This is a genomic window from Streptomyces sp. NPDC054842, assembly GCF_053611025.1.
Window position 1 is genome coordinate 100,272 of sequence record NZ_JBSGZN010000015.1, and the last position, 24,524, is coordinate 124,795.

Sequence of the window (24,524 nt, forward strand, 5' to 3'; positions counted from 1 at the left end):
CCCGGGGGCCGCCCGTCCCGGGGCGCGAGCGGGGACGGACGGCACCGGACGCACGGGGGGGGCGGGCGCACGGTGGGGCAGGCGCACGGTCAGGCGGGCGCTGCCCGGCGGTTACACGTCCAGGTCGACCACGACGGGCGCGTGGTCCGAGGCGCCCTTGCCCTTGCGCTCCTCGCGGTCCACGTACGCGTCCGTCACGGACTTGGCGAAGGGCTCGTTGCCGTAGACCAGGTCGATGCGCATGCCGCGGTTCTTGGGGAACGCGAGCTGGCGGTAGTCCCAGTAGGTGAACGGGTGCTCGTACTTCAGGGGGCGCGGGACCACGTCCGAGAGGCCCGCCTCGCGCAGGGAGGCGAGGGCGGCACGCTCGGCGGGGGTGACGTGGGTGGCGCCCGCGAACGCGGCGACGTCGAAGACGTCGTCGTCCGTCGGCGCGACGTTGTAGTCCCCCAGCACCGCGAAGGGGCGGCTGCCCGCCGCGTCACCGGCGACCGCCGCCTTCAGCGCCTCGAACCACTGGAGCTTGTAGGCGTAGTGGGGGTGGTCCACCTCGCGCCCGTTCGGCACGTACACCGACCAGACGCGGACCGGGCCGCAGGTCGCGGAGACGGCGCGGGGCTCCTGGACGCCGTCGAAGCCCCCGTCGCCCGGCAGGCCCTTGACCACGTCCTCCAGGCCGACGCGGGAGAGCACCGCCACGCCGTTCCACCGGCCGGTCGCGTGGACCGCGGCCTCGTAGCCCAGCTCACGCAGCTGGTCGACCGGGAACTGCTCCTCGGAGACCTTGGCCTCCTGGAGGCACAGCACGTCGGTGCCGCTGCTCTCCAGCCAGGCCAGCAGCCGCGGGAGTCGGGCGGTGATCGAATTCACGTTCCAGGTGGCGATGCGCATGCCCTCCAACCTACCGGCCGGGTACGACAACGCCGTCGCTCAGACCTCCGCCGACGCCCCCGGCGCCAGCCGCAGGTGCTCGGAGCCGCCCAGGCCGCCGATCTGGTTGTCGTAGATCGGCCGGGCCAGATCGGTCAGGAGCGCGTCGTGGATGTCGTACGCGCGCTGCGGCTCGACCTCGCGGACGTAGTCGATCACCTCGGAGATCTTGTTCCAGGGGGCCATCACGGGCAGCATCAGCGTCTCCACGGGCCGGCCGGGCACGGTGAGGGCGTCGCCGGGGTGGAAGACCCGGCCGCCGTCGATCAGGTAGCCGACGTTGGTGATGCGGGGGATGTCCGGGTGGATCACCGCGTGCAGTTCGCCGTGCACCTGCACGTCGAAGCCGGCGGCGGTGAAGGTGTCGCCGTGTCCGACGGTGTGCACCCGGCCCGGGAACGCGGACGAGATCTTCTCCGCGACGGACCGCAGGGTCCAGATCTCGGTGCCCGGGCCGGCCTCCATGGCGGCCCGCAGCCGGCCCTCGTCGAAGTGGTCCGGGTGCTCGTGCGTGACGAGGATGGCGTCGGCGCCGACCGCGGCGTCCTCCTCGGTGAACCCGCCCGGGTCGAGGACGAGCGTCCGCCCGTCCTTCTCGAGTCGGATGCAGGAGTGCGACTTCTTCGTGAGCTTCATGCGTCCCATCCTGCCTCCGCGCGCATGGCGGAGGGCGCCCGGACCCGGTACCGGAACTGGTGTGTTCGCCACCCGCCCGGCCCCTGTCCAGTGCGCCCGGGTGGCCACGAGGAGGCGGGACCGGAGCCGGTGCGTCCGCCGACCACCCCGCCCCTGCCCCGCCCGTGCGGCCACGGGGATGACGGCACCGCAGCCGTCACTCCTCGGGTGTGGTCTCCTCCCGGATGACGGCCTGCGCCACCTTGAAGGCGCTGTTGGCCGCCGGGACGCCGCAGTACACGGCCGCCTGGAGAAGCACTTCCTTGATCTCGTCCGGGGTGAGGCCGTTGCGCAGGGCCGCACGGGTGTGGAAGGCCAGCTCGTCGAGGTGCCCGCCCGCCACCAGCGCGGTGAGCGTGACACAGCTGCGCGAGCGCCGGTCCAGCCCCGGGCGGTCCCAGATCTCGCCCCACGCGTACCGGGTGACCAACTCCTGGAAGTCCCCGGAGAACGCGTCCGCCGAGGCCAGCGCCCGGTCCACGTGCGCGTCCCCGAGCACCTCGCGGCGGACCTTGATCCCGGCGTCGTACGGGTCGGGACGGCCGAGCGCCTGCGGCTGTGCGACGGCGGACGCGATCTCGGCGACGGGCGCCACCGGCGGCGGCGGAGTCAGCACCGGCTTGACCGGGGCCGCCGGGATGACGGCCGGCTGGCCGTTCCCCGGTTCGTACGTGGTCTGCCAGGCCGTGGAGAAATGGCGGACGAGCAGGTCCGTGACCGCCGCCGGCTGCTCCACCGGGACCAGGTGCGAGGCGCCGGGTACGACGGCGAGCCGGGCGTCCGGGATGCCGGCGACCAGGGTGCGTGCCTCGGCGGGCCCGGTGACCTGGTCCTCGGAGCCGACCAAAACCAGGGTCGGCACACCGATCCGGCCCAGCTCCGCCCGTACGTCGAACGCGGCGAGCGCCTCGCAGGCCGCGATGTAGCAGCCGGGGTCCGTGGTCCGCACCATCTGGACGGCCCATTCGGTGATCGCCGGCTGGGCCGCGGCGAACCCGCCCGTGAACCACCGCTCGGGGGCCGTACGCGCGATCGGCTCCAGCCCGTTGGTCCGCACGATGACTCCGCGCTGGCGGAACTCGTCGGCCGTGCCGAACCGGGGCGAGGCGGCGATGACCGCGAGAGAGGCCAGTCGCTGGGGGTGGCGCAGCGCCAGCTCGACCCCGACCGCACCGCCGAACGCGCAACCGGCGTAACCGAACCTCTGCACGCCCAGCGCGTCCAGGGTGGCGAGCAGCCGGGCCGCCGACTCGGCGACGGAACCGGACGGGTAGGCCGGCGCTCCGCCGTGTCCCGGCAGGTCGTACCGGAAGACCCGCCAGTGCTTCACGAGCTCCGGGATCTGCCGGTCCCACATGTGCCAGGTCGTACCCAGTGAGGGACCCAAGATCAGGACAGGGGCGTCTTCCGGCCCGTCAAAGCGGTATTGCAGGGTGTTCATCGGTGTCTCACTCACGCCCTGCACGGTCTCACATCTCACGGCGACCCCATGACGGGGGCCGCGCGGACGTGGGCCGGTCGGGGCGCGTGGCCAGGGACTTGGGGCGTTGCAGGTAACTGGGATCACGGGGGGGCGCGTGCGAGGGCGGATGCGGGGAAACGGGTGCGTGGCCCGGGAGTTGAGGGCGTTGCAGGGGGCTCAGGCGGAGGAGGGGCGGGTGCGAGGCTCAGGTGCAGCGCTCGGGTGGAGGGCTCGGGCGGGGGCCTCTGTGTAAGGCCTGTGTGGGGTTCGACGGATTGGACGTTGGCCCCGCACGTCCCCTCCCAGTCCGGCGGAGGGGACGCGGGGGTGGGTTTCAGACCGCCGTCACCGGGTGACGGACGACCGCGTCGAAGAGGTAGCCCTGGGTGTTGGGGACCGTCGTGTCCGGCTGGGTGCGGCCCGTCGTGTCGGTGGCTCTGGCCAGGAGCGTGTACGGGCCCGGTGCCGACGGACGCCAGTCGGTGGACCAGCGGACCCACGAGGCGCGGCGGGGGGTGTCGTGCAGCCGGGCCGGACGCCAGTGGGCGCCGCCGTCGGTGCTGACCTCGACCCGGGTGACGGCGCCCGCTCCCGACCAGGAGCGTCCGGTCAGCCGCCGCTCGACCCCGGCGGGAACGCTCGCGTCCCACGGCAGTTCGAAGGCGCTCTTGAGTGTCTGCCGGGTGAGCGGCGCGCTGCCCTCGGCGGGGTGGGCAGTGCCGAACAGACGGTAGAAGTCGGTGTTCCAGGGCGAGTAGAGGGGCCGCGCGGACACCTCGATGCCGCCGACCCATTTGACGGAGGCGATACCGACCCACGACGGCACGAGCACCCGCACCGGGTGGCCGTGGTCCGGTGGCAACGGCTCGCCGTTCATCTCGTAGGCGAGCAGGACGTCGTCCAGGGCCTTCGACACCGGCAAGGGCCGCCGCACGTGCCCGAGGTTCGTCCCGTCGGCGGTCACGTACTCGGCGTCGAGGCCGACGGGCATGACGTCCACCGCACGGTGGCTCAGCCCGGCGCGGCGCAGCACGTCGGCGAGCCGGACCCCGCGCCACTCGGCCGTGCCGACGGCACCGAGCGTCCACGCCGTGCCGGTGACGGTCTGCCCCTGCTGAGAGGCGAAGTAGCTGCGGCCGTTGCCCGCGCACTCCACGAACGCGGTCCGGGTCGTCACCGGCAGCCGTTTCAGGTCGTCCAGCGTGAACTCCGACGGCCGGGCGCGGTGGAGGCCGTCCCCGTGCACGGTGAGCGTCCAGGTGTCCGCGTCCAGGACCGGGGTGGAGGTGTGGTTGCGTACGAAGAAGCGCTCGACCGGGGTGTGTGCAGGCCGGTGCCAGCGAGGGCGGCGAACCTGGTCTCGGCGTTGGTGCCGCGGACGGTGAACCACTCCTCGGGCAGCGGCTTCACGATGCCCGGCGCGGTCGCCGCGAGGCGTGTGCCCCCGGCCGTCCCGTCCACGACGGCGGACGCCGGCTTCGCCGCGTCCGCAGCGGCCGCCGGCGAGGCCAGAGCGGCGGGGGCGGCGGCGGTGAGTCCGGCCGCCGCGAGCAGCCTCAGCATGTCGCGCCGGGCGACCCCGTCGGCGCGGGCGTCTCCGGCCAGCCACTGGCGGAGTCGGCGGCGGTCGTAGGCGAGTTCGGATGTTGACATGGGCAACCTGCCTTTCGGGGCGGTGGTGCGGCGGTGACTGTCCACGGACGCGACGGGGGTGTGGCGGGGCACGGTGGGAGCGGTCGGGCACGCCGGGAGCGGTCCGGGGCGGCCGTCTCGGTCGGCCCGGTCGGCTCGGTCGGCTCCGGCTTCGGGCGCGCCGGGTCGCTCCCGGGACGGGGAGCGCGGGGCGCGGGGCGCGGGGGGCGCGTGACGAATCCGCCGGGGGCGAGCGGGTGGTAGCGGAGGCGGGCTCAGGGGGCCCGGTCACCTGCAACCGCGTCGAAGTACGCCTGCTACGGGGCCACTTCGGAGTTCGTCACGCGCGTCGCGCCGGTGAGGAGGATCAACAACAGCCGCGCGACAGAAGCGCGCGGGACCGCGGAGCCAGGCGGTGACTGCTGAGAATCATGGGCGCCATGGTACGAGCCGACGCGTCAACTCGGCGCGGAAACGGCCGAGTCCAGCGGCGAGGAGGGAAAAGGGCGGCTGGCGGTGAGTGGAGTTGAGACGCGTGCGGCGTTCGTCGGCGGAGGCCCGGATCGTCTCAGGGTGGACGCCCCGGACAGCTGATGGCCGGACCCCGGAACTCGCCGGGGCGTACGGAGTCGGCGAGCCGGACGCCCACACCCGCCGAGCCGGACGGCCGCACGCTCAAAGGTCGTCCGGGGTGCCCAGGCCGGTGAGCGCGCCTACCTGGGTCGAGGTCGGGGACGACGGGCACCGGGCCATGCCCGTACCAACTCGGCGGTGACAGAGGCTCGGTGAGCCCGGACGCGTCGAATGTCCCGTCGCCTCACGCTCAGAGGTCGTCCGGGGTGCCCAGGCCGGTGAGCGCGCCCACCGGGTCGAGGTCGGGCGTGCCGCGGGGCCACCAGTCGTCGTGGCCCGGTTCTGACTCGTACGCGTACCAGAGGCCGTCCCTGCCGAGACGGAGCTGCACGTGGCCGCGCGGGTGCGTGAGGTGGTTGCGCCAGGGCCGGAAGGCGGGCAGGTCGGCGGCGAGGAGCAGCGGGCGGGCCCGGTCGAAACGGCCCGCGGGCGGGTCCCAGGGCTCTTCGAGGACCGCGAGCCCCTCGATGCCGCCCTGGCGCCAGGCGGCCACCGCACGCGCCAGCTCGGCCGGGGTGCGCCGGGTCGCGGTCGCGAGCGACGAGTACAGGGCGCGGGTGCCCGCCGTGAGCCCGGAACCCGGGCGGGCGGCGGCGAGCCGTACCGCGTCCTGCCACAGCGTCAGGTCCCCGACCGGATCGCGTCCCGCCGTGAGCAGCGCGTGTGCGCGGGCGGCCGCGTCGGTGGCCAGCTGGTCGAGCGCGAACGGGTCGGGGCCGCCCGGCGCCCCCGGGTACGTCGGCGGCTGCTCGGGATGCGGCGGCGCGGGCAACGGCGCCGGCAGCGGAGGCAGCGAGCGGGGCGCGAGGGCGTCGCGGGCCCGTACGCCCGGCAGCGGCGCCGGTTCCCGGTCCTGGGCCGCACGGGCCGCGCGTGCGGCGTTGCGGCGGGACAGCGCGTCGAGCAGTTCCCGTTCCCCGCGGCCGCGCAGCAGGAGCAGCACGAAGGGGTCCTCGTCCAGCAGGCGGGCGGTCTGGTAGCAGAGGGCCGCCGCGTGCTTGCAGGGATGCCCGGAGTCGGGGCAGCTGCACTGCGGTTGCAGGTCCCCGGGGCCGGGGAGCAGGGCCACGCCGCAGTCGGCGAGGGACTGGGGCAGCTCCTTGTCGAGCAGCGCGGCGATGTCCCCGGGCCGCTCGGCCGCGATGTCCAGGAAGCGTTCCCAGTCGGCGTCGGTGAGTGTCCGCAGCCGCACCTGGACGCGATAGGGGCGCGCCCGCGTGCCGTGCACGTAGGCGAGGACGACTCCCGGGGTGACCGTGATGGCGTCCACGTGGCCCCGTCCGGCGTAACCGCGCCCGCGGGCGAGCCGCGCCGGGTCCAGCGCCCCCTCCTCCAGCGCCGTCACCCACGCGTTCCCCCACCACGTCTCCGCGAACGCCTCGGACGCGGGCGCCGACCGCGCCGGGAACGCCGGGAACGTCCTGCGCAGCTCTCCGTCCCGGCCCGGCGATGCCATCGAGCGCCGGCCCGCCGCCCCCGCGTGCGTGCCCTGTCCGTCGCTTCCCCGCCGTGCCGGGCGCGCGGGCACCGGCTCGGCATCCGTGTCGCCGTCACCGCGTCGCGCGGCGCGGACGTCGCCGACGGGCGACTCACCGACGGGCGCCGTCGCCTGCCGCGTGCGCGGAGCGGACACCCGCCCGGCACGCCGTCCCACGCTCGCAGCGTCGACCCCTGCCTCCACGTCGGCGGGCGTATCGGTGTAAGCGGGCGTCTCGGTGAAGGCGGGCGACTCCGCGCGGGCGTGGGCCTCCGCGTCAGCGGGCGTCTCGACGTCGGCGGGCGTCTCAGCGTCCGTGTACGGGTCCCCGTTCGGGTACGAGTCCCTGCCCCCGTTCGGGTACGGGTCCCTGTCGCCGTTCGGGGACGAGTCCGCGTACGTGCCCGTACCCGTACCCGAGTAGGCGTCCGCGTCCGTGCCCGCGTAGGTGTCCGCGTCCGTGGGCGAGGTTCCGCCGCGTGTCTCGTCGCCCGCCGTCGGTTCGGTTTCCGCGGGCTCTGTGGAGGCGCGAGCCCGGGCCCGCCCCGAGGACGGTTCCTCGGCAGGCATGGCGTCGGAGGCGTGGCCGTCGGCGGGAGCGGGCCGCTCCTCCGTACCGCTTCGCTCCTCCCACTCGGGCTCTCCGCTGGGGAGTTGGAAGGCTCCCGCCAGAAGGGCCCTCAGGTCCTGGGCGCGGTTCCCCGGCGCGGGATGTGGGGTCGGCCGGCGCTCCCGGTCGCCGGCGCGTGCTCCGCCGACGGCCCGGCGCCCGCGCTCGACGTCTCGGCGGGAGGCCGCTTTCCGCTCACGGTCCTGCGCCCCGCGTGCGGCACGCAGGGCCTCCCGGGCGATGTCAGCGGGACGCCCGCCGACGGGTTCGTCAGTCCCGTCGGTCCCGTCCGTCTGGTCGGCACCGGTCGGTGCCTCCGAGGGCGTGGCCGTCCCGCCCTGAGGAGTCGGCGTCTCGCCCGCGGGGTCCTCCGGGGTGGCCCCGTCCTCTCCCGTCTCCGCCGCCTCGGGAGCGACGGGGGCCGCCGTACCAACCGCGGCGGCACGGCGCAGGGCCTCACGAGCCGCATCGCCCGGGCGGGTGCCGTGTGCCGGCGCCTCGGCGGGCGCCGGGGTCCGAGTCGCCCGCGCCTGGTGCGCGTCCGGGCGGTCACCGAACGCCTCGGACGCGCGGGTGTCACGCTCCCGGGCCGCCCGCAGAGCCCGTCGAGCCTCGTCGGCGGGCCGGACACCCTCGGGCGCCGAAGACCTGTCGTCCGGTTCGCGAACGACCGGCGGCTGGTCCTCGTTCCCTGCCTCTGCCCCTGCCCCTGTCTCCGCCTCCGCCTCTGCCCCTGTCTCCGCCTCTGCCCCTGACACTGCGCCAGTCCGGGCCCGAGCGCCGGCCCCAGCCCCAGCCCCAGCCCCAGCCCCAGCCCCAAGCGACGATGCACCGGACGTACTGGCCACGGACGTCTGACCGGCGTCCTCCGCCGCGCGCGGGTCGCTCGCGGTGTCCCTTTCCGTGCCGTGGTCCGGGCCCGGCTCGTCCGTGGCGGCGTTCATGCGGGCCTCCGCAGGGAGACCAGGTCGGACAGTTCCCGGTCGGTCAGTTCGGTGAGGGAGGCCTCGCCCGTGCCCAGGATGGCGTCGGCGAGGGCGCGCTTGGCCTCCAGCATCTCCGCGATGCGGTCCTCGACCGTGCCCTCCGTGATCAGGCGGTGGACCTGGACGGGCTGGGTCTGGCCGATGCGGTACGCGCGGTCGGTGGCCTGCTCCTCCACGGCCGGGTTCCACCAGCGGTCGAAGTGCACGACGTGCCCGGCGCGGGTCAGGTTCAGCCCGGTACCGGCCGCCTTGAGGGAGAGCACGAGGACCGGCGTGGCACCGCTCTGGAGACGGTCGACCATGCGCTCGCGCTCCAGGACCGGTGTGCCTCCGTGCAGCAGCTCGGCGGGGATCGCGCGGGCGGCCAGGTGGGAGGAGATGAGCCGGGCCATCCCCACGTACTGCGTGAAGACCAGCGCGGAACCGTCCTCCGCGAGCAGCGTGTCCAGCAGCTCGTCCAGCAGCGCCAGCTTCCCGGACCGGGCGGCAAGACCCTGGGCGGCAGCCGCCGTGCCCTCCTTCAGGAACAGCGCCGGATGGTCGCAGATCTGCTTCAGGGACGTGAGGAGCTTGAGGACCATGCCCCGTCGGGCGATGCCCTGGGCGTCCTCGATCGCGAGCATCGACTCCCGCACCACGGCTTCGTAGAGCGAGGCCTGTTCCCTGGTGAGCGGGACAGGGTGGTCGGTCTCCGTCTTGGGCGGCAGCTCGGGGACGATGCCGGGGTCGGACTTCTTGCGGCGCAGCAGGAAGGGCCGGACGAGCCGGGCGAGCCGCGCCACGGCCTCGTCGTCCTCGCCGTTCTCCACGGCGCGGGCGTGGCGGGCGCGGAACGACTTGAGGGGGCCCAGGAGTCCGGGGGTGGTCCAGTCGAGGAGCGCCCACAGTTCGGAGAGGTTGTTCTCCACGGGGGTGCCCGTGAGTGCCACGCGCGCGGGGGACGGGATCGTGCGCAGGGCCTTGGCGGTCGCCGAGTACGGGTTCTTGACGTGCTGGGCCTCGTCCGCGACGACCATGCCCCACTGCTGCTGGGCGAGCCGGGTCGCGGCCGAGCGCATGGTGCCGTAGGTCGTCAGGACGAAGCCTCCGCCGAGGTCGTCCAGGGTGCGGTCGGGTCCGTGGTAGCGGCGTACGGGCACACCGGGGGCGAAACGGGTGATCTCGCGCTGCCAGTTGCCGAGCAGGGAGGCGGGGCAGACCACGAGGGTCGGCTCGCTGCGGGCGCGTCGCAGGTGGAGGGCGATCAGGGTGATCGTCTTGCCGAGGCCCATGTCGTCGGCGAGGCAGCCGCCGAGCCCGAGCGAGGTCATGGTGTCCAGCCAGGCCAGGCCGCGGAGCTGGTAGTCGCGCAGGGTGGCCGCGAGGCCGGGCGGCGGGGGCACGGGCGGCACGCCCGCCGTGAGCCGGTCGCGCAGGGCGGCGAGCGCGCCGACGGGCACCGCTTCGACCGTCTCGCCGTCGACCTCCGCGCTGCCGCTGAGGGCGACGGACAGGGCGTCGACCGGGTCGAGCAGGCCCAGCTCCCGCTTGCGCGCCTTGCGGACGAGTGCCGGGTCCACGAGCACCCACTGGTCCCGCAGCCGCACCACCGGGCGGTGGGCCTCGGCCAGGACGTCCATCTCGGCCTCGCTGAGCGGATCGCCACCGAGCGCCAGCTGCCAGCGGAACTGGAGGAGGTCCTCGCTCTCGAAGAAGCCCGTGCCGTCGGTCGCCGAGCCGGGCGCCGGGCGCACCACGGCGGCCGCGGTCAGGTCCTGCGCCAGGTCCCGGGGCCAGTGGACGGCGACGCCCGCCGCGGCCAGCCGGGTCGCCGCCACGCCGAGCAGGTCGGACAGCTCCTGCTCGGACAGGGCGAGGACGTCGGGTGTGTCCTGCTCCGACAGGCGGTCCAGGGGCGGCCAGACGCGGGCCGCGCGGCGGACGGCGAGAGCGGCGTCCACGCGCGCGCGTGGACCGAACGTCGCGTCGGCCGCGCCGGCCCACAGCTCGGCCGCGTCCACGACGAGCGTCGGGTCGGCGAGGCTGTGCACCTGGACGACGGCCGCACCCGCGCGGCGCGCGTCCTCGCTGTCGTCGAACAGCTGGTAGGCCGACAGGTCCAGGCGCAGCGAGATCCGCACGCCCGCGTCCATGCCCGCGGCGACCTCGGCCGCCCAGTCGTGGGCGCCCGTCAGGCGCTGGGGGCCGCGGGCGGCGAAGGGCCTGCCGGACGCGTACGGCGCGGCGGGAGTGCGGGGCAGGGTGTCGGCGACCGCGTCCAGGAACGAACGGATCAGTGCCTCCGGCTCGGGCAGCCGGAGGGGGCCCTTGCCGGGGAGGGGCGCGGCGTGGCCCTCGGGGGGAAGGGCCGCGGCGACCGCCCTCAGGTGGACGATGTCGTCCGGGTCCAGCGGTCCGGCCCGCCAGGCGTCGTGGGCGTCGGCCGTCAGGCCGGGCAGCAGCCTCCCGCGCGCGACCAGCCGCAGCGCGTGCAGTGCGGCGGCTCCCCAGCAGGCGGTCGCGGGGTGGGCGCCCGGGTGGCGCCGGGCGTCGGTGAGCAGCGGCAGGGCTTCGGCGATCCCCAGCGTCAGCGCGGGCACGGTCGCCCGCCGCACTCCGGAGCCGTGGCGCCGTACGACCGTCAGCTCGGTCCGCCCGACGGGGGGCGCGTCCGCGACTGCTTCCCGCGCGCCCCGTCCGGCCGCGCCGGTTGCCTCTTCGGCGGCCGGTCCCCCGGCGCCTTCCGGCTCGTGCCCGGCCGGTGTCCGCGCGGTGTCGTCCTCGTCCGGGTCCCAGAAGGCGATGCGGCCGTCGCGCGGCAGGGGCGCGGGCAGGAAGACGGCGGCGAGGCGTACGGACACGGCGGGGCCGCTCCCGGCCGTGTCGCCCGCGGAGGCGTCACCCAGGGAGCCCGGGCCCGCGCCGACGGCCGCCGACAGCACCCCACCACTCATAGGCCCGGTCACCTCCCGCCCCGTGTCGATTCCGATGTCTTCGACTCTACGGGCGACCTCTGACAACCGACCCCGCCACCAGCACCGACGGGCCCCGGCCCGGGGGTGTCCGGGCATCCGCGAACCCCGATGCGCCGGGTCGGACGAGCATGCGCGGGACCCCGCGGAACCGGGACGGACGGGACTCGCGGACCCCGCGAACCCGGGACGGACGGGACTCGCGGACCCCGCGAACCCGGGACCGACACGCATGCGGCCCCTTGCAGACCCGGGACCGGCAGGAACTCGGGGACCCCTAGAGCGGGTTTCCGCACACGTACAGGCCGAATCAGACGGGCCCCCACACACGCCGCTTCGCCCGGACCCGGCGGTACACACAGCCACGGGCACCGGGGTCCGGGCGGTCACCGAGGGCCCGGAAGCGGGGAGCCGACGTGGCGGCTCACCGGCGTACCGGCGGCCGGGGCGTCAGCCGCCACCCTGACCGCCGCGACGAGAGCCGCCGTCGGCCCCCGCCGCGCGGGCCGAGCCGACTTCCGGGCCCACTCCCCCGTCCCGCCTTCAGCCGTCCGCCTCTCCCCCGCCCAGCCTCTCCGCCGTCCGCCCGTCACGGCGTCCGCCCGCGCCCGACAGGGCCCTCCGGGCCCAGGGGCGCCAGGACGTCAAGGCGTCGTGCGGGAGACCACGTACACCATGGGGTGCTCGGGGTCGGAGCGGTTGACGACGACGTCGTGGTTGGGCGCGGGGTTCTTCGTCTTGTGGACGAGTCCCGACCAGGGGCCGGGGCCGGTGAACTCCCAGCCGGTGACGCGCCGGTCGCGTGCGCCGATGGTGATGTCGTCCAGTTCCAGCTCGCTGCGGCTGGTCCCGATGTTCTGGAAGAACTCGGTCAGCTCCGCGTCGCTGGTGCGGAACTGGACGTACAGCCGGCTGGTCTTCCAGTTGTTCGTCTCGTAGTACGCGACGTCGGTGGAGTTGCCGGGGACGGGCACCTTGTAGAGGCGGCGCTGGACGCGGGAGGGCCAGCCCTCGGTGAGGCCGGTCGCGGAGTACTTGGCCTCCTTGTCCTTGCCGCTGTTGCGGCTCTGGTCGGCCGAGATCACCAGGTAGCCGGCGGGCACGCCGATCAGGAGCACGATGATCAGCAACGTCAGGGCGCGCCTGCGGATGACGTGGCGCCGGTCCTCGGGGGGCGTCGGCGGCTCGTCCGGCGGGGTGGCCTGGCGCGGCAGCGAGGCGGTCACATCGAGTCCGTGGTGGTGCGGCGGGACTCCGTGAACCGCTCGTAGCGCTCGTAGCGCTCCACGCGGCGGCGCTTGGCGCGGCGGAAGCGGCGGGCGACCAGCCGGGCGAGGTCGGCGGCGCCGACCATGCCTGCCTCGGGCCCGAGCTGGGCGCGGGCGATCCGGGCCTCGGGGCGGTAGCCGCGGCCCGTGAGGTGCCGCCGGAACGCGTCGCGCGCGGGGCCGATCAGCAGGTCGTCGGCGGCCGAGACGCCGCCGCCGATGACGAAGCAGGACGGGTCCAGGGCGGCGGCCAGGTTGGCGATGCCGACGCCGAGCCACTGGCCGATGTCCTGGAGGAGCTCGATGCACATCGCGTCGCCCTCGCGGGCGAGTTCGGTGATGAGCGGTCCGGTGATGTCGGGGATGTTGCCCTTGACGCGCTCCACGATCCCGTACGCCACCGGGGAGTCCGCGGCGGCGAGTTCGCGGGCCTCGCGGACCAGCGCGTTGCCGGAGCTGTACTGCTCCCAGCAGCCGCGGTTGCCGCAGGGGCAGCGGTGTCCGCCGGGCACGACCTGCATGTGGCCGAACTCGCCGGCGACGCCGAACTTGCCGCGCTTGACCTGGCCGTCCTCCAGGATCGCGCCGCCGATGCCGGTGCCGAGCGTGATCATGACGAGGTGGTCCTCGCCGCGGCCCGCTCCGAAGCGCCACTCGGCCCAGGCGGCGGTGTTGGCGTCGTTGTCGACCAGGACGGGGACGGCGAGGCGCCCCGCGATGCGGTCCCGGAGGGGCTCGTTGCGCCAGGACAGGTGGGGCGCGAACAGGATGCGGTTGCGGTCCGCGTCGACCCAGCCGGCCGCGCCGATGCCCACGGCGTGCACGTCGTGCCGGTCGGAGAGGTCCAGCACCAGCTCGACGATGGTGTCCTCGACGACCCTGGGGCTCTTGGACTTGTCCGGCGTCTCGGCGCGGACCTTCTCCAGGATGTTGCCGTCGGCGTCGACGACGCCCGCCATCACCTTCGTACCGCCGATGTCGATGCCCACGGTGGGGACGCGGGGCGCCGTCAGGTGGGATCGGCGCTCACGCGTGCCCACGGTCAGGACGGTGGCCCGGCGGGAACCGATGGGGGCGTTCCCTGCTCGAGCGGAGCCGAGAGCCCGGGGCAGGGCGAGGTCGCGGTAGGTGCTCATCGCGCCGATTCTGCCTCACACCTCCGCGGCCCCGCATGGCGGCGCCCTGACAACTGTCCGTCACTCCCCGGGGACGTCGCTCCTGGAGTGCCCGCCGAGGTGGGTCGGGACCGGAGCGCGCTCCAGCTCGTGGCGGAGATCGTCCAGCTCGCTGCCGCCCGCCATCTGGCGGGTCAGCTCGTCGAGGGTGATCTCGTCCCGCGTGTTGCTGCCGAACATGGCGCCGCGCTTGAGGAGCACGAAGCGGTCGCCCACGAGGTAGGCGTGATGGGGGTTGTGGGTGATCAACACAACACCCAGTCCGGCGTCCCGTGCGGCAGCCACATATTTGAGGACCACACCGGACTGCTTCACGCCGAGGGCGGCGGTGGGCTCGTCCAGGACGAGGACCTTGGCGCCGAAGTAGACGGCGCGGGCGATCGCCACGCACTGCCGCTCGCCGCCCGACAGGGTGCCGATGGGCTGGTCGACGTCGCGCAGGTCGATGCCCATGCGCAGGAGTTCCGCGTGGGTGGTCCTGCGCATGAACTCGACGTCCAGGCGCTTGAAGGGTCCGGCGCCCTTCGTCGGCTCGGAGCCGAGGAAGAAGTTCCGCCACACCGGCATGAGCGGGACGACGGCGAGGTCCTGGTAGACCGTGGCGATGCCGAGGTCGAGGGCCTCGCGCGGGGAGGACAGCCGGGTGTCCTCGCCCTCGATGCGGAAGACACCGGAGTCGTGCTGGTGCAGCCCCGCGATGATCTTGATCAGGGTCGACTTGCCCGCGCCGTTGTCGCCGAGCACGCAGGAGATCTCGCCCGCGTGGACCTCCAGGGACACGCCCTCCAGGGCGCGGACGTTGCCGTAGTACTTGCTGACGTCGGCCAGCTCCACCAGTGGTGTGCGTTCCGCGACTGCCGTCTTGTCGGTCACTTCGTGGCCTCCGCGCGCTTGCGGACCCAGGCGTTGAGCAGGGTCGCGAGGAGCAGCATCGCTCCGAGGAAGAACTTGAACCAGTCGGGGTTCCACTCGGCGAAGACGATGCCCTTGTCGGTCATGCCGAAGATGAACGCGCCGACCGCCGAGCCCACCGCCGAGCCGTAGCCGCCGGTGATCAGGCAGCCGCCGATGACGGCCGCGATGATGTAGATCAGTTCCTTGCCGACGCCCTCGCCGGACTGCACGACGTCGAACGAGAACAGCAGGTGCTGGCCGGAGATCCAGGCGGCGAAGGCGACGCCCATGTAGAGGCCGATCTTGGTCCGGTCGACCGGGACGCCGACCGCGCGGGCCGCGTCCTTGGCGCCGCCGACCGCGAAGATCCAGTTGCCGACGCGGGTCCGCAGCAGGATCCAGGACGCGATGGCGACGAGGGCGATCCACCACAGGATGGTGATCTTGAAGTCGACGCCGCCGACGGTGAGCACGGAGGCGAAGACGTCCTTGGCGGACGCGAAGCCCTCCATGTCGGAGATCGACTTGGTGGAGACGGTGCCGCTGATGAACTTGGTGAACCCGAGATTCATGCCGGTCAGCATCAGGAAGGTGCCGAGCGTGATGATGAAGCTCGGGAGCTTGGTGCGGGTCAGCATGAAGCCGTTGAAGGCGCCGATGGCCAGCGTCACGACGAGCGAGACGAGGACGCCGACCCACACGTTGGCGGTCATCTGGTAGCTGAACATCGACGAGATCAGCGCGGACGACGTCACCATGACGCCCGCCGACAGGTCGAACTCGCCGCCGATCATCAGCAGCGCGACGGGCACCGCCATGATCCCGATGGTCGAGGCCGCGTAGAGGACCGTGCTGAGGCTGGAGGCCTGGAGGAAGCTGTCCGCGACGACGGAGAAGAACAGGAAGACGGCGATCGCGCCGACCACCGAGCCGAGCTCGGGACGGCCGAGGAGCCTGCGCAGCGGCGAGGTCTTCATCAGCCGTTCGTCGGCCTGGGTCTCCGGCGCCGGTGCCGGTGCTGTCGCGGTCATCGCGTCCCCCGCTTCGTGAACTCCTCGAGCGCGCCGGCCTGGTCCTTGGTGATGATCTGCGGGCCGGTGAGGACCGGCTTGCCGCCGCCGAGGACGTCGGCGTTGTACTTGTACAGCCACAGCAGGTCCACGGCCTGGTAGCCCTGGAGCCAGGGCTGCTGGTCGACGGCGAAGCCGAGCGTGCCGTCCTTGAGCTCCGCCGCCACCTTGGCGTTCAGGTCGAAGGTGTCGACCTCGGCCTCGCTGCCCGCGTCCTTCTTGGCCTTGACCGCGGTGTCCGCGTAGGGCGCGCCGAGGGTGACGATCGTGTCGATGGACTTGTCGGCCTGGAGCTTGGCCCCGATGGAGGACTGCACGGCGGACATGTCGGTGCCCTGGACGTACAGGTTCTGCACGTCGCCGCCGAAGGTCTTCTTGACGCCGTCGCAGCGCTGCTCGTGGCCCACGTTGCCCTGCTCGTGCAGGATGCACAGGGCCTTCTTGCGGTGGCGCTTGTCGAGCTCGTCGCCGACGGCCTCGCCGGCGATGGTCTCGTCCTGTCCGACGTGGGTGAGCGCGCCGAAGGCCTTGGACTGCTCGGAGCCGGAGTTCACGGTGATCACCGGGATGCCGGCCTTCTCGGCGCGGGCGACGGCCGCCTTCATGGCGTCCGGCTTGGCGAGCGAGACGATGATGCCGTCGACCTTCTTGTCGACCGCGGCGTCCACGAGCTGCGCCTGCTGCTGGGCCTCGGCGTTGTGCGAGTACAGGAACTTGATGTTGTCCTTGACGGCGGCCTGCTCGGCGCCGCTCTGGACGATGTCCCAGAAGGTGTCGCCGTCACCCGAGTGGGTGATCATGGCGAAGGTCCAGCGGGGGGTGTTCACCGCCGCCTTGCCCTGGGCGGACGCGGCCTTGCGGGCGTCCTCGGCGCGCTTGCCGCCGGTGCTGCTGCAGCCCGCGAGGGACACGCCGAGCGCCCCTGCCAGCGCGATGGATACCCATGTCCGAGTCCGTGCCACGAGGCCGTGCCCTTCTTGCTCTGCTACTTGGTCCGCCCAAGTATCGAACACAGGGAGCGTGCACGTGTTCATCGGGTACCGCGCGCGGTGTACTTCTCGAGTGCGGGCACGTCCTTCTCGGTGATGATCTGCGGGCCGGTGAGGACGGGCTTGCCGCCGCCGAGGGTGTTGGCGTTGTAGGCGTTGAGCCACAGCTCGTCGACGGCGAGGTAGCCCTGGAGGTAGGGCTGCTGGTCGACGGCGAAGCCGACCTCCTTGGCCTTGAGCCGCTTGACGACCTCGGCGTTCAGGTCGAAGGTGTCGATCTCCGCCTTGCTGCCCGCGCCCTCCTTGGCCTTGACGGCGAGGGCCGCGATGGGCGCGCCGAGCGTGACGACGGCGTCGATGTCCTTGGACGCCTGGAGCTTCGCCTCGATCGCGGACTGGGCGGAGGGCGCGTCGGTGCCCTCGACGTTGATGTTCTCCACCGAGCCGCCGAAGGTCTTCTTGACGCCCGCGCAGCGCTGCTCCAGGGAGACGTTGCCCTGCTCGTGGATGACGCAGAGCGCCTTCTTCAGCTTGCGGGTGCTCAGCTCCTCGCCCACCGCCTCGCCGGCCACGGACTCGTCCTGGCCGATGTGCGAGAGGGCGCCGAAGTCCTTGGAGAACTCCGATCCGGAGTTGATGGTGACGACCGGGATGCCGGCGCTGCGCGCCCTGGCGAGGACGTCCTTCATGGCCTCGGGCTTGGCGAGGGAGACGACGATGCCGTCGACCTTCTTGTCGATGGCGGACTGGACCAGCTCGGCCTGCCCCTTGGCCTCCTTGTCGTTGGAGTACAGGAACTGCACGTTGTCCTTGGCCGCCGCCTGCTTGGCGCCGCTCTGCACGATGTCCCAGAAGGTGTCGCCCGCGCCCGCGTGGGTCACCATGGCGATCTTCAGCCGGGGGGTGCCGACGGACTTGCCGCCGCCCGCGCCGCCGCCCGAGTCGTCCTCGGAGTCCTTGCCGCCGGAGCCGCTGCACCCGGCGGCGAGCGCGATCACGGCCAGCACGGCTGCTGCTGTTCGGGCTGTACGCATCCTGGGACCACCCTCTCTCGCGCCGCCCCGTTGCGGCTGAGGGGAGTTCTAGCCTCGGCCCCGCGCACCCGTCAATGGGTTTGTCAGAACATTCTTACGATTGAGATTGACGGGCCCCCAGGTCCCGCCGCGACGCCCGTGAAGGCGCTCAGGGCCGTACCAGGAGCTGGAACTCGAAGGAGTACCGCGAGGCGCGGTAGGTGTGCGAGCCGAACTCGACGGCGCGGCCGGTGTCGTCGAACGTGGTGCGCTGCATGGTGAGCAGCGGCGCGCCGGCGGGCTCGCCGAGCCGCTCGCCCTCCTCGGCGGTGGCGGCGCGGGCGCCGACGGACTGCCGGGCGCTGTGCAGGGTGATGCCGGCGGCGCGCATCAGCCGGTACAGGCCGGTGGCCTCCAGACGGTCGCTGTCGAGCTGGAGCAGGCCGGGGGGCAGGTGGTTGCAGAGGTACGCCATCGGCTCGCCGTGCGCGAGGCGCAGCCGTTCGACGCGGTGCACCTCGCTGTCCTCGGCGACTCCGAGCGCGGCGGCGACCTCGGCGGACGCGGGTTCCAGGACGTTGTGCACGACCCGGGTCGCCGGGCGCTGCCCCGCCGCCTCCAGGTCGTCGAACAGGCTGCTGAGTTCCAGCGGGCGCTTGACCTGGCTGTGCACGACCTGGGTGCCGACGCCGCGGCGCCGCACGAGCAGGCCCTTGTCGACGAGGGACTGGATGGCCTGCCGGACGGTGGGCCGGGACAGGCCGAGCCGTCCGGCGAGCTCGATCTCGTTGCCGAGCAGGCTGCCCGGGGTCAGGGTTCCGTGCTCGATCGCGGCCTCCAGCTGCTGCGACAGCTGGAAGTACAGCGGGACCGGACTGCTGCGGTCGACGCTGAGCTGGAGCGACACGGTCGGGTCCACATCTGGTTTCGGCACGGCCCGAGCGTAGCCGCGGGAAATGATGACGGGAAGTTCTGAAGTTCGATTGTCAGGACAAACCATTGACAGGGTGCGGGGTGGGCCCTCAGTTTGTTCCCATGCGCATCGGACTGATCGGAACGGGTCGTATCGGGACTTTTCACGCGACCGCTCTCACCCGCCATCGCGAGGTCGGCTCCCTCATCGTGACGGACGCGGACAGCGCGCGGGCGCACGCACTCGCCGACCGGATCGGCGCCACGGTGGCCCCCGGCACGGACGAGATCTTCACCTGGGGTGTGGACGCCGTGGTGATCACGGCGGCGACCGCGGCCCACGCCGAGCTGATCGGCCGGGCGGCACGCTCCGGGCTCCCGGTGTTCTGCGAGAAGCCCATCGCCCTCGACCTGCCGGGCACGCTGGCCGCGCTCGCCGAGGTCGAAGCGGCCGGGACGGTGCTCCAGCTCGGCTTCCAGCGCCGCTTCGACGCGGGCTACACGGCGGCGCGCGAGGCGGTGCGCGACGGACGGCTCGGGCGGCTGCACACGGTCCGGGCGATGACCTCGGACCAGTCGCCGCCCCCGGCCGCGTACCTCCCGCTCTCCGGCGGGCTGTACCGCGACTGCCTGGTGCACGACTTCGACATGGTGCGGTGGGTGACCGGCCGCGAGGTGACCGAGGTGTACGCGACCGGGTCCGACGCGGGGCCGGCGATGTTCCGCGAGGCGCACGACATCGACACGGCCGCGGCCGTCCTCACCCTGGACGACGGCACGCTCGCCACCGCGACGGCGACCCGGATGAACGGCGCCGGCTACGACGTCCGCATGGAACTGGCCGGCGAACTGGACCAGATCGGCGTCGGACTCGACGACCGCACGCCGATCGCCTCCACCGAACCGGCCGGGCCGCCGGCCGCGGACAAGCCGTGGCCCGGCTTCCTGGAGCGCTTCGGACCCGCGTACGAGGCCGAACTCACCGCCTTCGTCGAGCTGGTGCGCGGTGAGCGCACCAACCCGTGCGACGGCCGGGAGGCCCTGCACGCGCTGCGCATCGCGGAGGCCTGCGAGCTGTCCCGCCTCGAACACCGCCCGGTACGCCTCGGGGAGATCCCGGGCGGCAGGAACTGAGGCCCGCCGCGGCCGTACCCGCCGCCCGCGCGCGGAGGGAGACGGCCGCAACGGCGCCGGGCCTCAGGGGGTGTCCTCCTCCAAGAGGCCGGCGTCGTACGTCAAGAGGGCTATCTGCACCCGGTTGTTGAGGCCGAGCTTGGCGAGGACGCGGGAGACGTGGGTCTTGACCGTGGCGACGCTCATGAACAGCTCGGCGGCCACGGCCGCGTTGGAGCCGCCCCTGCCGACGGCGACCGCGACCTCCCGCTCACGGTCGTTGAGGGTGTCGATCCGCCGGCGGGCGGCCGAGCGGCGGGTGTCGGCCTGCGCTCCGGCGGCGTGCTCCATCAGCTGCCGGGTGACGGCGGGCGAGAGCACCGGGTCGCCGGCCGCGACGCGGCGCACCGCCTGGAGGATCTCGGCGGGCGGGGTGTCCTTCAGGACGAACCCGGCGGCGCCCGCGCGCAGCGCCCGCAGCACCTGGTCGTCGGCGTGGAAGGTCGTCAGGACGATGACCTGGGGCGCGTCCGGGCGGGCGCGGAGCTGCTCGGTGGCGGCGAGTCCGTCCACCGTGGGCATCCGGATGTCCATGAGGACGACGTCGGGCCGGGTGCGGTCGACGAGCGCGCCGACCTCGGCGCCGTCGGCGGCCTCGCCCACGATCTCGATGTCGTCGGCGCCGCCCATCATGAAGGACAGGCCGGCCCGTACCAGGGGGTCGTCGTCGACGAGGAGCAGTCGGATCGCAGTCATGGCCCTACCGTAGTGAGGCCACCGGGCCGTGCGGCCCCGCCCGTCAGCCGCGCAGGGCGACGCCGTAGCGGGTGCGCAGCCGCTGGACCTCCCACCAGACCACCGCCGTCACCGAGGCCGGTCCGCCGAGGAGGGCGCAGGTCTGCACCAGGGGCGGGCCGGGCGGGGGTCCGCCCGTCACCAGGCCGATGACCGCGAACTCCCAGACCAGGACCCCGGTGAGCAGGGCGGGCAGCGCCGCGTGCACCGCGGCCGTGTTGAAGGCGCTGCGGACGGCGGGGCCGGTGGCGAAGACGACGAACAGCGCCGCCCACAGCATCGGCACCATCAGCGCGACGGCGGTCCAGCCGGCCGCGTCGCGTCCCGCGGCCTGCTGGACGCCGTAGGCGACGAGACCGAGCAGCGGCACCGCGGTGAAGGCGCCGATGTACCGGACCGCCGACCTGCCCGCGGCCCGCAGCCGCACCCGCATGCCGTGCTTGGCGGCCGGTGACGCCCAGCGGAACAGCAGCGCGACGACGACGGGCGTGCTCAGCAGCAGGAGCCAGGGGGTGACGATCAGCCGGAACATGAACTGCTCCTCCGCCTGCGCCATGTCCTCCGGCTTGCCGTACGCGAGGAGGATGACCACGGACATGAGGGTGGCGAGCCAGGCGCGCGTCTTCTGCACCCGCGTCACCTCGGGGTCCTCGATGCGGCGGTGGCCCCGGGAGGGGAAGATCCGCCGGGCGCTGCGGCGGGCCGAGCGGGCCACCGGGTAGCCCAGCACCACGGGCAGGAACACGGCCCAGGTGCACGGGATCAGCAGCAGCGGCCACGCGCAGCCGCGGGTCCCGCCGCCGAGCAGTTCGCGCAGCGGGGGCCACTCGTCCTCGCGCAGCCGCTGCCACACGGACTGCGGCGGGCCCGGCGGACGGTACGGCGGGTACGGTCCGGGCCGCGGCGGCCGGCCGGCCTGCCGGGGGACGTACGGTCCCGGATGCGGCGGCCCGCCTCCCTGCGGCTGGTACGGGCCGGGCCCCTGCGGATACGGCCCCGGTGGCGGCGGCCGGTACGGATCGTGTCCCCCGAAAGTCACGCTGCGGTCCTCCTGATGCGCGAGTGCCGGCTGTTCCGCGGCCAGTCAACTGCCTCACCCGCGCCGGGACATGAGGTTGCGCGCCATTGCCCGGCGCACGCCCGTGGTTACGCTTCGCGCGCCCCCGGAGGGTCGGCGCGCCCGGGGCCCGCACGCCCGGCTCGCGGACGTCCGGAGAGGGCCGCGCCCGTACCGGAGCCGGCTCAGCTCCAGGGCAGCCAGGCCCGTACCTCGAAACCGCCGTCGGGCCGGCCGCCGTGGTCGAGCCGGCCGCCCGCCAGCGTCGCCCGCTCGGTCAGGCCGATCAGCCCCTGGCCGGAGCCGGGCACGGCCGGGACCGGGCCCACGGGCGCCGGGTTGCTCACGGCGACGGTGAGCCCGTCGCCCGGGGCACCCGCGACGGACACGGTGACCTCGGCCCCGGGGGCGTGCTTGCGGGCGTTCGTCAGGCCCTCCTGGGCGATGCGGTACGCGGTGCGGCCGACGGAGGCGGGGACGCAGGCCGGGTCGCCGACGCGGTGGTCCAGGTGGACCTTCATACCGGCGTCGCGCGACTCGCGGACGAGGGCGTCGAGGGCGGACAGCGTCGGCTGCGGGCGCCCCGACGCGTCGCCGCCCTCGTTCGCCCGCAGCACGCCGATGATCTCCCGCAGGTCCTGGAGCGCCTCGTGCGCGCTCTCCCGGATCACCCCGGCGGCCCGCGCGACCTCCTCCCGGGGAGCGTCCGGCCGGAACTCCAGGGCGCCCGCGTGCACGCTGAGCAGCGTGAGCCGGTGCGCGAGCACGTCGTGCATCTCGCGCGCGATGGACTCCCGGGCGAGCCGCTGCGCCTGCTCGGCCCGCAGCTCCGCCTCCGTCTCCGCCCGCCGCGCCCGGTCCCGCAGGCTCAGCAGCAGCTGCCGCTTGGAGCGGACGAACATGCCCCAGCCGACCACGGAGACGGTCACCAGCACGGTGAGGGCGACGGCGGCGGCGTAGGGCAGGTCCGGGTCGGGGCGCAGCCAGAAGAAGAACGGGACGAGCGACAGCATCACCCCGCCGACCCAGCCCACGTACGGGAACGGGCGGTGCACGGCCAGGGTGAAGAGGACGACCATGCCGGCGCCGCTCGCCGTGTTGGAGAGCAGGCCGACGGGGACCATCGCCACGGCGAGTGCGAGGGGCCACCGGCGGCGCAGCCACACCGCCGCGCAGGCGAGCGCGCCCAGCCACTGGTCGGCGACGGCGAGTCCCGGCGGGATGTTCGGGTCCCCGGACACGGTGTCCGCGGTGAGCAGTCCGATCAGGACGGCCAGCAGGAAGCAGCCGAAGTCGACGACCCAGTCGCGCGCGGTGCGGCGCGGACGGCCCGTACGCCCGGTGCGGTCGGGGCCGGCCTCGGCGGTCAGGGCGGACGGCAGCAGCCAGCGGGGCCCCGGCAGGGGGCGCGGCTCCGGCACCATCCGCTCCGACGTCCCCTGCGGCCCGGGCGCCGGATGTCTCTTCTTCACGGTCGGCAAATCTACGCAGGCGCGGCCGCGAGCACCCTCCCCCGGGACCGATCGCCTTCCTAAGTCGCGGGGGCCGCGACTTTCGGCGAACCAGCCGCCCACCGGCGCGACTTCGGTCGCACACCGGGCGGCGCGGATCGCGCCTTTCGGCCCGCACGTCCCGCCCCGCGGCCGATGAGGAGCGGGGCCCCGCGGGGCGAGGATCGCCGGGTGAAAAGACTTCTGGAGGTTCTCGGCTTCGTCGCCCTGGTGCAGGGCACCGTCGGTCTGGTGCAGGAGGTCACGGGCCTGCTGCGCGGCTGGGGTCTCGTGCAGCGGTTCGGTCTCCTCGACGGCTACGAGGTCTACGCGAGCGTCGCGCTGCTCGTGCTCTCGTTCGCCCTGTTCGCGGCGGCGGAGGGCGGGTAGGCCCGGCCGGCCGCGCCGGGCCTCAGGCGGCGGAGGGGGTCAGGTCCCGCCGGCCGCGCCGTGCCGGACACCACGGTCCCGGGGCGAACCGGACGCCCCCCGGCAGCGGCCTCAGGGGGCGTCCGTCCCGCTCGTACGTGGGGCCGGCGCCGGCCGCCGCACCGGCGGGGCGCCTCAGCCCGCGTTCGTCGAGAACAGGCCGCCCGTCGGGCCCTGCTTGTCGCCGCCCTGTGCCTTGCGCAGGGCGTTGGCGAGGCTCTCGATCGTGAGCGACTGGAGGATGACGGCGCCGTCGCCCTCCAGGGTCGCCAGCGAGAGACCCTCGCCGCCGAAGACGGCGTTCATCAGCCCCTGGCGGTTGAGGCCGCCGATGCGCTGGACGCCGTACCCGATGCCCTCCTCGAAGGCGACGACGCACCCGGTGTCGACTTCGATCCGGCCCCCGAAGTCGGCCGGGTTCAGATCGATGAAGTTGCCCGCGCCCGCGATGATCACCGTGCCCCGGCCGGTGAACTTCTCCAGGACGAAGCCCTCGCCGCCGCTGCGCCCGGTGCGTCCGCCCTGGAAGGCGATGCCGAAGTCCACGGTCGACTCGGCGGCCACGAAGGCGTCCTTCTCGGCGAACCACGCGCGCGTGCCGTCCAGCTCCAGGGCGCGCATCTCGCCCGGCAGGACTCCCGCGAAGCCGACGGTGCCCTCGCCGCCCGCCGAGGTGAAGTACTGGAAGGCGAGCGACTCACCGGCGAGCGCGCGCTGGCCGGCCTGCATGGCGGTGCCCACGGCCTGGCGCAGCATCCCGCCCATGCCGCCGCCCCCGCCGGGCTGCCCGCCGCCGCCCGAGGGGCCGGAGAGGCGGGTCTCCATGGTCACGTTCGTGGTCTTGAAGAGGAACTTCCCGGCCTCGCAGTACACGGTCTGGCCGGGGGTCAGGTTCACGACCGCCATCTGCATGGCGTTGCCGACGATCTCTCGCTGAAGGGTCACGGGAGGAGAACGCGCGAA

Annotated in this window: 18 protein-coding genes and 1 pseudogene; 2 read left to right on the forward strand and 17 right to left on the reverse strand. The window is 73.9% G+C overall.

Translation table 11 applies throughout. The features are described 5' to 3' along the window. Positions 1-111 precede the first annotated feature (111 nt). The 13 genes and pseudogenes from ACWGIS_RS14675 to ACWGIS_RS14735 all read right to left on the reverse strand — a co-directional run bounded on the left by ACWGIS_RS14675 (position 112) and on the right by ACWGIS_RS14735 (position 18,672). Entirely contained in the window at positions 112-891 is a 780-nt protein-coding gene (locus ACWGIS_RS14675) for an exodeoxyribonuclease III (RefSeq protein ID WP_453362766.1), read from the reverse strand. 39 nt (positions 892-930) lie between these two features. Next, positions 931-1,566, reverse strand: a complete 636-nt coding sequence (locus tag ACWGIS_RS14680; RefSeq protein ID WP_453362767.1) for an MBL fold metallo-hydrolase — start codon at positions 1,564-1,566, stop codon at positions 931-933. Between the two features lie 196 nt (positions 1,567-1,762). Further along, positions 1,763-3,061 carry a bifunctional 3-oxoadipate enol-lactonase/4-carboxymuconolactone decarboxylase PcaDC gene (gene pcaDC, locus ACWGIS_RS14685; RefSeq protein WP_453362768.1) on the reverse strand — a complete coding sequence of 433 codons (1,299 nt, stop codon included), beginning with the start codon at positions 3,059-3,061 and terminating at the stop codon, positions 1,763-1,765. A gap of 340 nt (positions 3,062-3,401) precedes the next feature. After that, positions 3,402-4,720: pseudogene (locus ACWGIS_RS14690) on the reverse strand (sulfite oxidase). A gap of 802 nt (positions 4,721-5,522) precedes the next feature. Then, positions 5,523-7,379 (reverse strand): SWIM zinc finger family protein, encoded by a 1,857-nt coding sequence (locus ACWGIS_RS14695; RefSeq protein ID WP_453362769.1) that lies wholly within the window; start codon positions 7,377-7,379, stop codon positions 5,523-5,525. A 980-nt stretch (positions 7,380-8,359) separates the two neighbouring features. Further along, positions 8,360-11,338, reverse strand: a complete 2,979-nt coding sequence (locus ACWGIS_RS14700; protein ID WP_453362770.1) for a DEAD/DEAH box helicase — start codon at positions 11,336-11,338, stop codon at positions 8,360-8,362. Between the two features lie 662 nt (positions 11,339-12,000). Next, on the reverse strand, positions 12,001-12,582 hold the full coding sequence (locus ACWGIS_RS14705) for a sugar kinase (RefSeq protein WP_453362771.1): 582 nt from the start codon (positions 12,580-12,582) through the stop codon (positions 12,001-12,003). Next, complete coding sequence (locus tag ACWGIS_RS14710) at positions 12,579-13,760, reverse strand: ROK family glucokinase (RefSeq protein ID WP_453362772.1); 1,182 nt, start codon at positions 13,758-13,760, stop codon at positions 12,579-12,581. Before ACWGIS_RS14710 ends, ACWGIS_RS14705 begins: the two co-directional genes overlap by 4 nt. A gap of 60 nt (positions 13,761-13,820) precedes the next feature. Next, positions 13,821-14,672, reverse strand: coding sequence for an ATP-binding cassette domain-containing protein (locus ACWGIS_RS14715; protein WP_453362773.1), 852 nt, complete (start codon positions 14,670-14,672; stop codon positions 13,821-13,823). After that, a complete protein-coding gene (locus tag ACWGIS_RS14720; protein ID WP_453362774.1) occupies positions 14,669-15,724 on the reverse strand; it encodes an ABC transporter permease in 1,056 nt (351 codons plus the stop codon). Before ACWGIS_RS14720 ends, ACWGIS_RS14715 begins: the two co-directional genes overlap by 4 nt. After that, a complete protein-coding gene (locus tag ACWGIS_RS14725) occupies positions 15,721-16,725 on the reverse strand; it encodes a sugar ABC transporter substrate-binding protein (protein ID WP_453362775.1) in 1,005 nt (334 codons plus the stop codon). Before ACWGIS_RS14725 ends, ACWGIS_RS14720 begins: the two co-directional genes overlap by 4 nt. Before the next feature lie 68 nt (positions 16,726-16,793). Then, positions 16,794-17,786: a sugar ABC transporter substrate-binding protein gene (locus ACWGIS_RS14730; protein WP_453362776.1), complete on the reverse strand. Its 993-nt coding sequence runs from the start codon at positions 17,784-17,786 to the stop codon at positions 16,794-16,796. A 148-nt stretch (positions 17,787-17,934) separates the two neighbouring features. Then, a complete protein-coding gene (locus ACWGIS_RS14735) occupies positions 17,935-18,672 on the reverse strand; it encodes a GntR family transcriptional regulator (RefSeq protein ID WP_453362825.1) in 738 nt (245 codons plus the stop codon). 128 nt (positions 18,673-18,800) lie between these two features. On the opposite strand from ACWGIS_RS14735, the gene ACWGIS_RS14740 reads away from it, so the two are divergent. Next, positions 18,801-19,811, forward strand: a complete 1,011-nt coding sequence (locus tag ACWGIS_RS14740; protein ID WP_453362777.1) for a Gfo/Idh/MocA family protein — start codon at positions 18,801-18,803, stop codon at positions 19,809-19,811. A 63-nt stretch (positions 19,812-19,874) separates the two neighbouring features. On the opposite strand, the gene ACWGIS_RS14745 is transcribed toward ACWGIS_RS14740, so the two are convergent. The 3 genes from ACWGIS_RS14745 to ACWGIS_RS14755 form a co-directional block, all read right to left on the reverse strand. After that, positions 19,875-20,546 carry a response regulator gene (locus tag ACWGIS_RS14745; protein ID WP_453362778.1) on the reverse strand — a complete coding sequence of 224 codons (672 nt, stop codon included), beginning with the start codon at positions 20,544-20,546 and terminating at the stop codon, positions 19,875-19,877. Positions 20,547-20,589: 43 nt separating this feature from the next. Beyond that, entirely contained in the window at positions 20,590-21,438 is an 849-nt protein-coding gene (locus ACWGIS_RS14750) for a hypothetical protein (RefSeq protein WP_453362779.1), read from the reverse strand. 389 nt (positions 21,439-21,827) lie between these two features. Then, entirely contained in the window at positions 21,828-23,066 is a 1,239-nt protein-coding gene (locus tag ACWGIS_RS14755; RefSeq protein WP_453362826.1) for a sensor histidine kinase, read from the reverse strand. Between the two features lie 258 nt (positions 23,067-23,324). Between ACWGIS_RS14755 and ACWGIS_RS14760 the strand changes: the two genes are divergently transcribed. Then, a complete protein-coding gene (locus ACWGIS_RS14760; RefSeq protein WP_453362780.1) occupies positions 23,325-23,522 on the forward strand; it encodes a hypothetical protein in 198 nt (65 codons plus the stop codon). A gap of 174 nt (positions 23,523-23,696) precedes the next feature. Here the strand turns inward: ACWGIS_RS14760 and ACWGIS_RS14765 are convergent, their stop codons facing one another. Further along, complete coding sequence (locus tag ACWGIS_RS14765; RefSeq protein ID WP_453362781.1) at positions 23,697-24,506, reverse strand: AIM24 family protein; 810 nt, start codon at positions 24,504-24,506, stop codon at positions 23,697-23,699. Between the last annotated feature and the right edge of the window lie 18 nt (positions 24,507-24,524).